13 protein-coding genes are annotated in these 13,638 nt (G+C 64.7%); 5 read left to right on the forward strand and 8 right to left on the reverse strand.

Annotated elements, in window-relative coordinates; genetic code table 11:
- Position 1: 1 nt before the first annotated feature.
- The 4 genes from groES to ASD73_RS10700 form a co-directional block, all read right to left on the reverse strand.
- The gene (gene groES / locus ASD73_RS10685) at positions 2–289 is read right to left on the reverse strand and encodes a co-chaperone GroES (protein ID WP_037514464.1); all 288 of its coding nucleotides are present in this window, start codon (positions 287–289) and stop codon (positions 2–4) included.
- Positions 290–550: 261 nt separating this feature from the next.
- Complete coding sequence (locus ASD73_RS10690; protein ID WP_056372165.1) at positions 551–1,948, reverse strand: MATE family efflux transporter; 1,398 nt, start codon at positions 1,946–1,948, stop codon at positions 551–553.
- A 109-nt stretch (positions 1,949–2,057) separates the two neighbouring features.
- Positions 2,058–3,137 (reverse strand): TIR domain-containing protein, encoded by a 1,080-nt coding sequence (locus ASD73_RS10695; RefSeq protein WP_056376033.1) that lies wholly within the window; start codon positions 3,135–3,137, stop codon positions 2,058–2,060.
- Positions 3,138–3,159: 22 nt separating this feature from the next.
- A complete protein-coding gene (locus tag ASD73_RS10700; protein ID WP_235534325.1) occupies positions 3,160–3,816 on the reverse strand; it encodes a Pycsar system effector family protein in 657 nt (218 codons plus the stop codon).
- A gap of 66 nt (positions 3,817–3,882) precedes the next feature.
- Between ASD73_RS10700 and ASD73_RS10705 the strand changes: the two genes are divergently transcribed.
- The 3 genes from ASD73_RS10705 to ASD73_RS10715 all read left to right on the forward strand — a co-directional run bounded on the left by ASD73_RS10705 (position 3,883) and on the right by ASD73_RS10715 (position 7,402).
- Entirely contained in the window at positions 3,883–4,119 is a 237-nt protein-coding gene (locus tag ASD73_RS10705; RefSeq protein WP_056372169.1) for an acyl carrier protein, read from the forward strand.
- A gap of 5 nt (positions 4,120–4,124) precedes the next feature.
- Complete coding sequence (gene spt, locus ASD73_RS10710; protein WP_056372172.1) at positions 4,125–5,327, forward strand: serine palmitoyltransferase; 1,203 nt, start codon at positions 4,125–4,127, stop codon at positions 5,325–5,327.
- Between the two features lie 113 nt (positions 5,328–5,440).
- Positions 5,441–7,402, forward strand: a complete 1,962-nt coding sequence (locus ASD73_RS10715) for an ATP-binding protein (protein ID WP_056372174.1) — start codon at positions 5,441–5,443, stop codon at positions 7,400–7,402.
- 33 nt (positions 7,403–7,435) lie between these two features.
- Here the strand turns inward: ASD73_RS10715 and ASD73_RS10720 are convergent, their stop codons facing one another.
- Genes ASD73_RS10720 through ASD73_RS10730 form a run of 3 tightly spaced genes read right to left on the reverse strand, consistent with a single transcriptional unit; the run spans position 7,436 to position 9,815 of the window.
- Positions 7,436–8,296 carry a hypothetical protein gene (locus tag ASD73_RS10720; protein ID WP_056372176.1) on the reverse strand — a complete coding sequence of 287 codons (861 nt, stop codon included), beginning with the start codon at positions 8,294–8,296 and terminating at the stop codon, positions 7,436–7,438.
- A gap of 10 nt (positions 8,297–8,306) precedes the next feature.
- Complete coding sequence (locus tag ASD73_RS10725) at positions 8,307–9,281, reverse strand: diacylglycerol/lipid kinase family protein (protein WP_056372178.1); 975 nt, start codon at positions 9,279–9,281, stop codon at positions 8,307–8,309.
- An 18-nt stretch (positions 9,282–9,299) separates the two neighbouring features.
- Positions 9,300–9,815, reverse strand: coding sequence for a DUF2141 domain-containing protein (locus tag ASD73_RS10730; RefSeq protein WP_235534327.1), 516 nt, complete (start codon positions 9,813–9,815; stop codon positions 9,300–9,302).
- Between the two features lie 133 nt (positions 9,816–9,948).
- Between ASD73_RS10730 and lptF the strand changes: the two genes are divergently transcribed.
- The gene (gene lptF / locus ASD73_RS10735) at positions 9,949–11,169 is read left to right on the forward strand and encodes an LPS export ABC transporter permease LptF (protein ID WP_082521485.1); all 1,221 of its coding nucleotides are present in this window, start codon (positions 9,949–9,951) and stop codon (positions 11,167–11,169) included.
- On the forward strand, positions 11,170–12,270 hold the full coding sequence (gene lptG, locus ASD73_RS10740; protein ID WP_056372179.1) for an LPS export ABC transporter permease LptG: 1,101 nt from the start codon (positions 11,170–11,172) through the stop codon (positions 12,268–12,270).
- Positions 12,271–12,488: 218 nt separating this feature from the next.
- Here lptG and ASD73_RS10745 read toward each other — a convergent pair whose 3' ends face one another.
- A complete protein-coding gene (locus tag ASD73_RS10745; RefSeq protein ID WP_056372181.1) occupies positions 12,489–13,595 on the reverse strand; it encodes a fatty acid desaturase family protein in 1,107 nt (368 codons plus the stop codon).
- Between the last annotated feature and the right edge of the window lie 43 nt (positions 13,596–13,638).

Below are 13,638 nucleotides of genomic sequence, written 5' to 3' on the forward strand. Positions count from 1 at the left end.
TTCAGGCGATGACGCCCAATATGTCCGATTCCTTCATGATCAGCAGCTCTTCGCCGTCGACCTTGACTTCGGTGCCCGACCATTTGCCGAACAGGATGCGGTCGCCCGCCTTGACGTCGAGCGGGGTCACCTTGCCGTCGTCGGCGCGGGTGCCGGTGCCGACCGAGACGACTTCGCCTTCCTGCGGCTTTTCCTTGGCGGTGTCGGGGATGATGATGCCGCCAGCCGTCTTTTCTTCGGCTTCGATACGGCGAACAAGCACGCGGTCGTGCAGCGGACGAAATTGCATGGATATCCCTCCAGATGGAAATGATGTCGTTTAGCACTCACAGGGTGCGAGTGCTAACAGTCGGCCATATGGGTGGGAGTCAGATAGGCGTCAAGCGCCGCGCTACAAGATTCGTGCGAAGTTTTTGTGGATGTCGTTTCAGCGAGGCTGAAACGACGGGCTGCACCGGCCCGCTCCCCCTCCCGGCCTCCCTGACGATCGTAGCCTATGGGAGGCCGGGGGGAGAGCGGGCCGGTGCAGTCTTTCCACGTCAGTGGAAAATTACGCCGGAAGGAGGCCGAGGCGGCCGCGCATCCGCCAGCGCAGGAGCAGCACCGCCGAGACGACAATCAGTCCGACGGCAAGCCCGATCCACACGCCGACTCCGGCAAGCGGCGTCCAGAAGCCGAGATAGATGGCGGTGCCGTAACCCGCGATCCAGTAACCGCAGATCGCGATGATCATCGGGGTGCGCGTATCCTGCAACCCGCGCAGCACGCCCGCGGCTACCGCCTGCGCGCCATCGAAGAGCTGGAAAGCGGCGGCGACGACGAGGAACTGCATCGCGAAACCGACAAGCGCGGCGTTGCGCGCCGCATCGACGTCGACATAGATCGACAGCACGAGCGACGGGAAAAGCCACATGATGAGCGCGGTCAGCCCCATGAAGCCGATACCGAGGATGAGCGACGCCTGTCCCGCATGCGCGATACCGCTATGGTCGCGCGCGCCATAGGCGAGGCCGACGCGGATCGTCGCCGCCTGCGCGACGCCGAATGGGATCTGAAAGGCGAGCGCCGCGACCTGCAGCGCGATCGTGTGCCCGGCCAGTTCGGTCTCGCCGATGCGGCCCATCAGGAAAGCTGCGCCGGTGAACAATCCCGCCTCGGCCAGAATGGTCAGGCTGATCGGGGTGCCGATGCGCAGCATATCGAAAAAGCGCGTCCATTCGGACCGCCACCAGTTGCCGAACAGATGATAGCGCCGCAGCCGCCGGTCGCTCTGGATGACGACGACATAGGCGAGCAGCATGAGGAAGCTGGTCGTCACGCTCGATATCGCCGAGCCGTGGAGGCCAAGCGCGGGCATGCCGAGGTGGCCGAAGACAAGCACCCAGTTGCCGAGCGCATTGACGAAAAGCGCGCCGAAGGTGATCGCGGTCGCGATCGTCGGCCGCCCCAGCGCCGAAACGAAGATGCGCAGCACCGCCGCCGCGATCATCGGGAACAGGCCCCACATCAGGATCAGCAGGAAACCCGCGGCGCGCGCCGACGTTTCGGCCGGCTGCCCCGTCGCGAGCATGATCGGACCGCCTGCCGCGCAGATGCCCATGAAGACCACCGAAACCAGCACCGCGAGCCACAACGCCATGCGCACCGTCCGCCGCACCTCGCGCACCGCATGTTTGCGGCGCCCGAGTTCGGCGGCGATCAGTGGCGCCGACGCGCCGATGAGACCGGAACCGGTCCAGAGCAGGAGCCCGAAGATCGCGACGCCGAGCGACGAAGCGGCGAGCGCCGCATCGCCGAGCCGCGCGACGAAAATGACATCGATCGCATGGACGAGCATTTGCAGCAGGTTCGCGGCTGCCAACGGCACGGCGAGCGCCAGCGTCGCCCGGAATTCCTTGCGAAGACTCTGCGGCGGTTCCGCGGTCAGAGGGATGGCCTGCTGCAGCATAGCCGGCCCGGATAGGCGAGCGGCGCGGCGCTTTCAATTGCGCGCGTCGATCACCCCGCTTTTCGGCTCATGGGGTGGCAAAAAGGCAACAACCGGCGGTGCGTGCGGATCAGCGCAGGGTAATTTCCACCGACAATCCCGTCGCTGCCGAAGTACGGCGGGTGATATTTCGCGACGCGACGCCCCGCGCCTCCAGATAATTTTGCACGACCGCGGTCATCCGGTCGCTCGGTCCGGCGATCTCGACCCCACCGCCGCAATCGCGCGCAACCTTGCCCAGCATGTCGAGCATGCCGCGCGAATCTGGCGTGATCGCCGTCATCCCGCTGTCGAATGCGATCGGATAAGGTCCCGTGTTACAGACCGCCGAGCCCAGATCTTTCGGGACGAATGCCTCGGCCATGTCGGAGGCGACCGCCGGTGGCGGCCCCGCAGGTATCTCCACTCCCGTCGGCGCTTCGCTATCGGCTGGCACGCCCATGGGCTGTCCGGACCAATAGGCCGAAGCCGCCCACACCAGCAGCGCGGCGCCAATCGCGCCGAGTGCAATCAGGCGGTGACGGCGCACGAACGCGGCGACATGGCCGAGCCGGGCCGGAGCGATATCGGGCGCCGCCGCTGTCGTTTCGGGACGATCGGCAATCGGTGAAGCCGCGCCTGCGACCTTGGCACCCGCGAGCGCCGCCAGCCGTTCGCGCGCCTTGCCGAGCAGCGGGTCGCCTGCATTATCCGCAACCCAGCCGCGCCACTGTCCCGCGTCGGCCGATTGTTCGCAGCGCGCATAATCGCCCAGCCCCGGCCGTCCGACGAGGCGGCCGATCCGCGCGGCGATTTGCCGCCAGCCCTCACCCGCCTGAAAATCGGGGCGGTCGAACAGGTCTACCGTTTGTACCGAGGCGAATTCGAGCGGAGGAAGGCAGTCGTCGAGCCGTGCTGCGACCAGCCTTTCGCTCTGTCGTCCGGTGCGCGCTTCGGCGCGGATCCAGTCGCTGTCGGCCGCCAGTTCGGACCAGAGGACCAGCACTGCCCTGGCTCGGCGCACCTCGCGCTCGATCTCGCGATCGAAATCGGTGCCGGGTTCGATATGCGCGTCGAACCACACCGACAGTTTCAGGTCGACGAGCGCGTTGTAGATCGCCACGCAGCGCGCGCGCTCCTCGCGCTTGTAGCTGATGAAGACGTCGGTCATGCCGGGACAATGCTTTGAGGGATCATTTGCTCCAAAGCATCACCATCTCGACCGCGAATGCGACGAAAGTCAGCGTCAGCCCGACGACGAAAAGGCGGTACGCATAGGCAAGATAGCGATATTTGCGCCGCGCAAGCACGACGCCATTCTGGTATGTATCGCGCAGCATCGTCTCGTAGAGACCTTCCTCGGTGCGCAGGCGCGCCTTCACCGCGGCGATGAATTCATCCTCGTCCATCTGTTCGAAGCGGCCGAAGAACAGGATGTTGCTGTGATCCTTGCCGTCCTTGTAGACGACCGGCGGCGCCTTGCCGACGCGTGGCAGAACCGCCGACACCGCGAGCAGCGCCGACAGGAAGGAAAAGGTCGCGAGGATCGCGAGCGGTATCGCGAGCGCGCCCGCGCCGGCGCGGGCCTGCCCGATCGCGAGCGTGAAGACGACGAAGGTCGCGCCCATCAGGATCGACGCCTTTTGATCCGCCATCTGCGACAATTGCATCGTGATCTGCTGGTTGGTGCGCACGAGGTGCACGGCGTTCGGTGGGAAGGAAATCGCCGGCAGGTCCGCCGATGTCTTTGAATCTGCGCTGTCCATGCTTCCCTGCCCCTGCCAGCGACCCGCCACCGGGATGCCACGAAGTCCCGCGAGCGGCAAGATGCTGCCCTGTTCCCGCCGCATTCGCTTGCCAATCGGAAACCTTCGCGGCATGCCGCACGCAACTTCATTCCATATGGGACGCACCACATGAGCACCGCCCTGCGCGATCAGATTTTCGGGCTGATTGCCCCTTTCAACAAGAAGGGCGTCGAGCTGACCGATGCCACGACCTTTGCCGGCGATCTCGAATGGGACAGCCTGACGGTGATGGATTTCGTCGCCGAGGTCGAGGATACGTTCGACATCATCATCAGCATGAACATGCAGGCCGAAATCGAAACCGTCGGCCAGCTGGTCGCCGCGGTCGAGAAGCTGCAGGGCTGACGGCGATGAGCGATCTCTTCTCGAAATTCGACCCGCTGATCCAGCAGCGCGAGGATCTGCTCGCGACCGGGGTTACCGATCCGTATAATCTGGTGATGGAAAAGGTGATCTCGCCGACCGTCGCGATCTGCAACGGGCGCGAGACGATCCTGCTCGGCACCTATAATTATATGGGCATGACCTTCGACGAGGATGTCATCGCCGCGGGCAAGGATGCGCTCGACAAATTCGGCAGCGGCACCACCGGCAGCCGGGTGCTCAACGGCACCTATCAGGGGCACAAGGAGTGCGAGGACGCGCTGAAAGAATTCTACGCCATGGACCATGCCATGGTGTTTTCGACCGGATATCAGGCGAACCTCGGCATCATTTCGACGATCGCGGGCAAGGGCGACTATGTCATCCTCGACATCGACAGCCATGCGTCGATCTATGACGGATGCGCGATGGGCAATGCCGAAATCGTTGCTTTCCGCCACAATGACGTCGAAGCGCTCGAAAAGCGCCTGAAGCGCCTGCCCCCCGAAGCGGGCAAGCTCGTCGTGCTCGAAGGCGTCTATTCGATGCTCGGCGACGTCGCGCCGCTGAAGGAAATGATCCGCGTTTCGAAGGAAGCCGGCGCGATGGTGCTCGTCGACGAGGCGCATTCGATGGGCTTCATCGGCGAGAATGGCCGCGGCGTCGCGGAAGCGCAGGGCGTGCTCGACGACGTCGACTTCGTCATCGGCACCTTTTCAAAGAGCGTCGGCACCGTCGGCGGTTTCTGTGTGTCGAACCATCCGAAATTCGAAATCCTGCGGCTCGTCTGCCGCCCGTACGTCTTCACCGCCTCGCTGCCGCCGAGCGTCGTCGCGACCGCGGCGACGAGCATCCGCAAGCTGATGCACGGGTCGAACAAGCGCGCGCACCTGTGGGAAAATTCGAAGGTTTTGCACAAGGGCCTGCGCGACCTCGGTTTTCAGCTCGGCACCGAAGAGCCGCAGTCGGCGATCATCGCGGTGATCATGCCCGACCTCGAACGCGGCGCGATGATGTGGGAAGCGCTGCTCGAGGAAGGGCTTTACGTCAATCTCGCGCGCCCGCCCGCGACCCCCGCGGGCATGACCTTGCTGCGCTGCTCGCTGTGCGCCGAGCACAGTATCGAACAGGTTGGCGAGATCCTCGGCCGGTTCGAGCGCGCGGGCCAGCGCGTCGGCATCATCGGCTGAACCGAGGTCATCCGCCGACCAGCGGATTCCTTTTCGGGGCGAGTTGAAGCGGTGTTAGAACAGCGGCGGCTTCGGTGCTTTGCGGCGCCGTGCTTGTCCGGTAAGAGAAACACGTGTTCGAGCGGGATGGCGATAGCGAAAATGACGGCCGGCGGGAGCGTGTACGCTTCTGGCTGACGATCGTCCTCGGTGCGATCCTGACCGGTGTGGTCGGGGCGCTCGTGCTGCTGCTTGCGCGCGCCAACGACAATTACGACCGCTCGCTCGGCTGGCAGACGCAGAGCATGGAAGTCATTTCGCAAACGCGGTCGGTCGACGCCGCGATCGCGCGCGCCGAGGCGTCGCTTGGCCGCTTCGCGGTCGGGCTGCAGAAAGAGGACGGGCGCGTTTATGAATATCAGTGGGGGCGCGCGCGGCAGTTTCTCGCCCAATTGCGGCGCAACGTCCGCGACAATCCGAAACAGATGGCGCTGGTCGAACAGCTGACGCGCGAAATGGACAGCCGCGGAGCGCAGCTCGGCGACGCGGCGCTCAGCGCCAACTACAACCAGACCGTCGCGGCCATTTCGAAATATTACGCGGCCGGCAAAGGTCAGGGCGTCAGCCAGATCGACAAGCTGCTCAGCGAAATCATCGCGAACGAGCGCGCGTTGCTGCGCGAGCGCAACCGGCTTGCCGTGGCCGATCGCGCCAGCCTCAACCAGGCGATCCTGCTCTTTTCGTTACTCGGAGCGGGCGCCGCAGTCATCGCGATCGGCACGACCTTCTCTTTGATCCGCGCCGAAGGCGAGCGGCGGCTCGCGCGGAACGAGCAGCTGTTCGAGAGCGACCGTGCGATGCAGCTCGAAGCGGCGGTCGAAGAACGAACCGCCGAACTTGCGCACGCGAACGACGCGCTGCGCGGCGAAATGATCGAGCGTGAAGCCGCCGAGGCGCAGCTGCGCCAGGCGCAAAAGATGGAGGCGGTCGGCCAGCTGACGGGCGGCATCGCGCATGATTTCAACAATATGCTGGCCGTCGTCGTCGGCGGGCTCGAATTGGCGCAACGATCCCCCGAAAAGGCGCCGCGCCACCTCGCCAACGCGCTCGACGGCGCCAATCGCGCCGCCGACCTGACCCGCCGGCTGCTGACCTTCGCCCGGTCGGAACCCGCGCGGCCCGAGATGGTCGCGATCGACGAATGCATCACGAGCTTTGCCGAGCTGATCGAACGCACGATCGGCGACCGGATCGCGCTGACGCTCGACCTGCAGGCCCCGGGCCTTGCCTGCTGGGTCGACCGGCAGCAATTCGAAAATGCGCTGCTCAACCTTGCGGTCAATGCGCGCGATGCGATGAACAGCCATGGTTCGCTCACGATCCAGACGCTCGACGACGGCGAAGGCAAAGCGCTCGCGGTGCAGGTGATCGACACCGGATGCGGCATGTCACCCGAAGTGCTCGAACGCGTGTTCGACCCCTTTTACACGACCAAGCCCGCGGGCCAGGGCACCGGGCTCGGCATGAGCCAGGTCTTCGCCTTCTGCCGCCAGTCGGGCGGCGAAGTGCAGCTTTCATCGACCGAGGGCGAAGGCACCAGCGTCGCGATGCTGCTGCCGATCGCCAAGCCGGAGGCCGATGCGGCCACCGAAACGTTGCCCGGCGATGCCGACGGCCCCGCGTCGCCCGCCGACGCCCTTAGCATCCTTGTCGTCGAGGACGACGAACGCGTCCTCGCGGCGACGGTCGATGCGGTCAGCGAGCTGGGCCATAGTGTGGTCGCCTGCGGCAACCCGCTCGACGCCGAAGCCTTGGTCGAGCGGCGGCTGGCGGAGGGAGAGGGCGGCTTCGACCTGATCCTGTCCGACGTGCTGATGCCCCAGCTCACCGGCCCCGAAATGGTCGCGCAGCTGAAACAGCGCTGGCCCGACCTGTCGGTGCTGTTCGTGACCGGCTATGCCGGCGACGCGAGCGAGGTCGAAAGCTTCGGCGACCATGATGTGCTGCGCAAACCCTTCACCCTGACCGCGCTCGACCAGGCCATCCGCCGGCGCGGCGAGGCGCGGTCGACCGAAGGACAGCGGCTCGCGAGCTGATTTTCGTTTGCCGCATTTTCCGGGTGAAAATGCTTAGCGGATCGCCCCGCTCTTCATCAGGCGCGGCACCAGCGTTAGTGCGGCGACGAGCGGCCAGCGGCGCTGCCACGGCTTGATCTCGATCTTGGTCCCCGCGTGGCGGTTGATCTTCCATGCCAGATAATCGATCCCGCCCGCATAGGTCAGGCTGGCCTTGGCGAGCCGCGCGATGCTGAGCGCCTTGCCCTCCATCCGCCGCCGCGCCCAGCCGCCGGCGCGGGCATCGGCCGGGATCGCGGCGATCGCGGGAACGCTGAACCGCTCATAGCGCCCCGCATCGGCGTCGACCACCGACTGCGCGCGGCTCGCGCGCTCGGCGCGCAGTTCGACCGAGTATGTGAGCGAAAAGGCGCGCCGCCACCAATCGAGCGGCGCTTCACCATCGACCCGGCCCGCCGCAGCGAGCAGCGTCGGCGCGGCGCGCGCCACCGCCGCGACGGCCCGATCGCGCGCGGTATCGTCGACCGCCCACACGAGGCGCGACGGCTGCGCAAAGCGCGCCCACACGGACACGTTGCGCGTCTCCGCGCCGTTCAGACGGTCGAAATCGGCTTCGCTGAGTACCGCATATTTGGCGATCAGCCCGCCCGACTGGAAAGGGAAGACGTTGGGCGGGATCAGGCGGTTGGCGGCCGCCATCCAGCGTTTGGGATAAGCGTCGCTATAGTCCGACACGATCAGGTAGAAATCAAGCATCAGCCCGTCGAGCTCGCTCTCGCGCAGGCAGCTGCCGTAAAACAGCACCGCGCGCGCGCTGCCGGGATATTGGGCGGCGATCGCCGCTGCCATCGCGGCGGCGCGCGGGTCTACGGGGACCGCCAGTTCGGCACGGACCAGATCGATCAGGTCGGACACGCGCGGGGACTCAGGCCGCGAGGCGCAGGAACGGAACCGGCTGCGTCGAGGTCAGGATGATCGGCATGCCGTGCTTGGCCTGAAAGATTTCGCCGTCGAGGATGACGTTCGAGCGCTCACCCTCGATGCGAATTTCGTCGCCCTGCTGAAAATGCACGCCGTCGAGTTGGTTCTGCCCGAGCGTGCCGCGCCAGGTCGCGCCGAGCATGCGAAACACCGCGCCGACATTGCTGTCGGTCGCGAGCAATTTCATATGGCCGTTGGTGCCGCCGCCGTCGCTCGTACGGATGCTGAGCAGCAATTTTTCCAGAGTGGTGACGATCAGCAGCGAGAATTTGCCTTTGAATTCGCCCTGACGGATCAGCGACACGGTCATGTTTTCGGGCTTGGGCGGCAGGCGGCCGCCGCCGATCCCGAAGATGATCGCGAACAGCCCGAGGATCGCCGCGAGGAAATGCGAAATTCCGTTCGGCAGGCCGAGCGGGTAGATGCGGTTGCGGCAATAGAGCATCACGTCGGCAAGATAGGCGCCGCCGAGGAACATGCCGAGCACCGGCCGCGCTTCGCCGCCGCTGTCGAGCGAGATCAGCTGGCGTTCGATCACATGATCTTCGAGCCGGCCGCTCGCGACGAGTTCGAGCACGCGCTCCAGCGCCTTGATCGGATCGCCCTCGGCGCCGAGATCGAGCGCGATGAGGTTGGTCTTGCCGTTGGGCAGCACCGCGACCGGCGGCGGCGAGCCGCCGAAATGGTCGCCCGAATAAATCTCGGTCAGCGCGGCCTGGACCGTGCCGTCGCCGCCGTTGATCACGACGACGCGCGGGCCGACCATCGCCATGGTGCGAATGGCCTTTTCGATCTGGTCGACGTCCTCTACCTCATAATGAAAGATGTCGGGGTGCGCCGCGCAATATTCGCGAACCCGCGGCAACAGCGAGCGGTTGCCCGTGGAGCGCGGATTCGAAAGGAGCGCGACGCTTGCCATATAATCCCTAAAGTCTCTCTATTCGACGGGGTCGAAGGACAGGCCGTTGACATAGTTCAGCACGACCGGAACGCGCTTGGTGGCGCCGCCGACCGCGAAACTGACCGTTGCCAATTTGGGCTTCCGCTTGAAGATGAAGTCGCTGACCTTCATGTCGGGATTGCCCGACAGGCCCGCGCCATCGCTGCGGTCCGACTTGCCGTTGCCGTTCATGTCGTGCCGCACCGAAATGACGTAGCTGCCCTGCTGCTTCACAGGCACACAGACCGACATCGTGCCGGCGCGCGACACGGGCACATCGACGCGTTCGAGCCATTTGCGCTTTTCGAGATAGCTGCTGTTCGCGCTGTAAATCTGCACGCGCACGGTTCCCGTACGCTGCTTGAAACCGCGCACGTCGACCTGGACGGCGGTGGCGTTGCTGTTGCACAGCGCGGCGCTCGGACCCAGCGCGGCACCCTGCGCCGCGACGGGCGCGATCAGCGCTCCGGCAGCACCGGCGCCAAGCAGTCCGGCGAGAAACATTTTCGACATGACCTCAAAACCTCCAGAGGCTATAGCCATCCCAGCAAGCGCAAAAGCGCACGCTGACACGGGTCCCTGTCGCCCTTGAATCGACATATCGGAAACAACTGCGGCCAAATCATGGTGATGGGGCGACCAAAGATTGAATAAGCTTCCTGCCATCGACCGCTACATCGCGCGGCTCATCTTCTTCCCGATGCTCGGCACCCTCGTCCTGTCGGCGATGCTGCTCGTGCTCGAAAAGATGCTGCGCCTGTTCGATTTCGTCGCGACCGAGGGCGGCCCGGTCAGCGTCGTGTGGCGGATGCTCGCGAACCTCATCCCGGAATATCTTTCGCTCGGTATTCCGATCGGGCTGATGCTGGGGATTCTCCTGGCTTTCCGGCGCCTTGCGACTTCGAGCGAACTCGACGTGCTGAAAGGCGTGGGGATGAGTTTCGGGCGGCTTATGCGCGTGCCGTTCGCCTATGCGATCGCGCTCGCCGCGCTCAATCTGGCGATCGTCGGCTTCATCCAGCCCGTCGCGCGCTACGCCTATGAAGGGCTGCAATTCGAACTGCGCTCGGGCGCGCTGGGCGCGTCGATCAAGGTCGGCGAATTCACCAAATTGGGCGACCGCATGACGCTCAGGATCGAGGAAAGCTACAACGACGGGCGCAGCTTGCGCGGCATTTTCGTGCGCGGCGAGCAGAAGGACGGACAGCGCGTGTCGGCCACCGCGGCGCGCGGACAGTTCCTCGCCACCGACGATCCGAATACGATCATCCTGCGCCTGTCGCAGGGCGTGCTGATCCATGAATCGCCCAAATTCGCGGTGCCGCGCGTGCTGACGTTTGACAATCACGACCTGCCTATCCCGCTGCCCAAGATCGAGGCATTCCGCCTGCGCGGCGGGGCCGACCGCGAAATGACGATCCCCGAATTGTTCGTCGCGGGGAAGGACAAGAGCCAGTCGGTGCAGACGCGACTCGAATCGCGCGCGAATTTCCATTTTCGCATCGTCGAAGTGATGTCGATGTTCCTGATCCCGCTGATCGCGATCGCTCTCGCCATCCCGCCCAAACGATCGACCTCGTCCCTCGGCGTCTTCCTGTCGATCGTGCTGCTGGTGACGCAACACAAGATCAATCAATATGCCGAAGATATGGGGGCGCGCGGAGTGGTCGACCCGCTGATCGCGCTGTGGGTACCCTATCTGCTGTTCGCGGCGCTCGCGATCTGGATGTATTATGTCGTTGCGCATGTGCCCGGCGGCCAGCCGATCGGTGCGCTCGAGCGCGTCGCGGCGAAGGCGGCGCAGAAGATCCGCAAAATGCTGACGATGTTCCAGCGCAAGCCGGGGCTGGTGGAGAGTGTGAACTAAATGCATCAGCTCCACTTTTTCCCGTCGCGGACGATGGCGCTCTACGTCGGCCGCCTTTTCCTCGTCCGCTCCTTCTCGATCCTGTTCGCGCTGGTGCTGATTCTCCAGACACTCGACCTCCTGGGCGAAAGCGGCAAGATCCTCGCGGTCGCGGGCAACAGCGACTCCGACGTGTGGCGCTATGTCGGCATGCGGCTGCCGCAGATCGTCGAGACCTTCCTGCCCTTTTCGGTGCTGCTCGGCACGATCCTGACGATGGTGACGCTGAACCAGAACAGCGAGGTCATCGCGATGAAGGCGTCGGGCATGTCGGCCCACCAGGTGCTCGCGCCCCTGTTCCTCGCGGCCTTGCTCGTTGCGGGGATCAGCTTTGCGTTCAACGAACGCATCGTCACGCGCTCGACCGCGGCGCTCAGCGCCTGGCAAAAGGTCGAATATAAGCAAGTCCCCAAGGACAGCGGCATACGCACCAACATCTGGGTCCGCGACGGCGACAATCTGATCAACGCGGCGACGGTCGATACCAGCGGCCCGGTGATCATCCTCGGCTATGTGACGATTTACGAGCGCACCGGCGGGGTGCTGTCGTCGATGCTGTCGGCCGACAGCGCGCGCGCGCTTGCGACGGGCGGCTGGGAATTGACCAATGCGCGGCGTTTCCTGCGCCGCTCGGGCACGCTCGAACCGCTCGGCACGATCGTCGCGGCGAAGGATGTCCGCCCCGACCAGTTCACGCTGGCACAGGTCGACGGCGACGAACTGCCCTTCCTGAAGCTGCAGTCGGCGATCGCCGATCTCGAGGCCGCGGGGCGTCCGGTCGATGCGCTGAAAGGCGTGCTCTGGCACAAGATTTCGGGGCCGCTGTCGGCGATATTGATGCCGCTGCTCGGCGCGGTCGCGGCGTTCGGCCTCGCCCGCTCGGGCAAGCTCTTCATCCGCGCGATCATCGGCATGGGGCTCGGTTTCGCCTATTTCGTCGCCGACAATTTCGCGCTCGCGATGGGCGATTTAGGCGCCTACTCGCCCTTCCTCGCGGCGTGGGGGCCGTTCATATTATTTGCGCTGATCGGCGAGATGATTTTGATCCGGACCGAGGAATAGGGACGGTTTCGAGGAGAGCAGTCGATGAATTGGCGGCAAGAGCTGACGTTAATTTGCCTGTCGATCCTTGCCGCGCAGGGCATATCGAGGTGGTTTGGCGACGAGTTCTGATGGCGCTTGTAGGCGTAGGGCTTGCCGTTGTCATCGGATCTCGGGTCAGAGATTCCATCATGTCGAAAAGGGCAAAAGAGGAGCGGGCAAGCCCGCAACCTTGAAAATCAAGCCGCAGCGCCCTTCGCTGACCCGGCAACCAGATTCATCACCAGCTTCGGCAGGCTGTCGTAATTCGCACCATGATATTGCGAATCCGCGGGCAGCGCGTCTTTCAGGCGGCGGTGCGCCTCGCCCAGCGAATGATAGGGCACGCCCGGCAGCAGATGGTGCAGCGCGTGATAGCGCAGGCCCACCGGCGCCCACAGTTCGGGCAGCAGGCCCGGCGGCGGGACGTTGACGCTGTCGAGGAACTGGCCGGTCACGGTCAGCACCGCGCCGTCATTTTCCCACAGATGCGCGACGAGGGTGCGGATCTGGTTGAGAACCAGCGTCGCGGCGGCGATCGCGCCGAAAATCACGAGAGCGCGCAGCGGCACCCAGCCGAAGGCGCCCGCGGCGATCAGCAGGCTCGACCACGCCCACGCGCCGCCTTCCTGCCACGCCCATTGGCGGCGGAACTCGCCCTCGGGCGGCTTGCGGCGGAACATCGGGTTGATGATCATGCCCGAATAACGTTCGACGACGATCCGGCGCAGCGGCGGGATCAGGAACGACAGCGGGGTCAGCACTGCATAGCGAAAGACGAGCGCGACCGGCGCGAACGCCGCGGCGACGACGAACAACGGCACCGTCCACGGCTTCATCAGCGCGAGCGGCAAATATTCGGGATCCTCGACCGTGCCATATTTGGTGCGGTTGTGGTGCAGGCTGTGGATGCCCTCATACATGAAGGACGGGATCAACATCGGCACGCCGACGAGGATGTTCCAGCCGAGGCGGAAACCCGGCAGCGCATTTTTACGGATATGCGTGAGCTCGTGGATGAAGCTGCCCGCACGATAGAGCGCAACGACCGAAATCACCGCAGCGACCAGCATCCACGCGGTCGAGGGCGCAAGGATCGCCGCCGCGATGCCCGCATAGCCGACAAAGGCCGAAGCCAGCATATCGGTCCAATAGATACGCGCGCTCGGCTGCACGAGATCGCGCGTCAGCTCCGAAGCCGCGCGGATCATCGTCATATCGTCGGCAATCGCCGACTTGGGAGTCTTGGCAATCGACTTCGCGAAAGGCGTCGCGACCCGATCGGCAGGGGGATTGATCGTCGTCATATGGGTGTCTTCACCATTATTTCGTGGCAGCAAAATGGCCGAA

Source organism: Sphingopyxis sp. Root154, assembly GCF_001427105.1.
GTDB lineage: Bacteria > Pseudomonadota > Alphaproteobacteria > Sphingomonadales > Sphingomonadaceae > Sphingopyxis.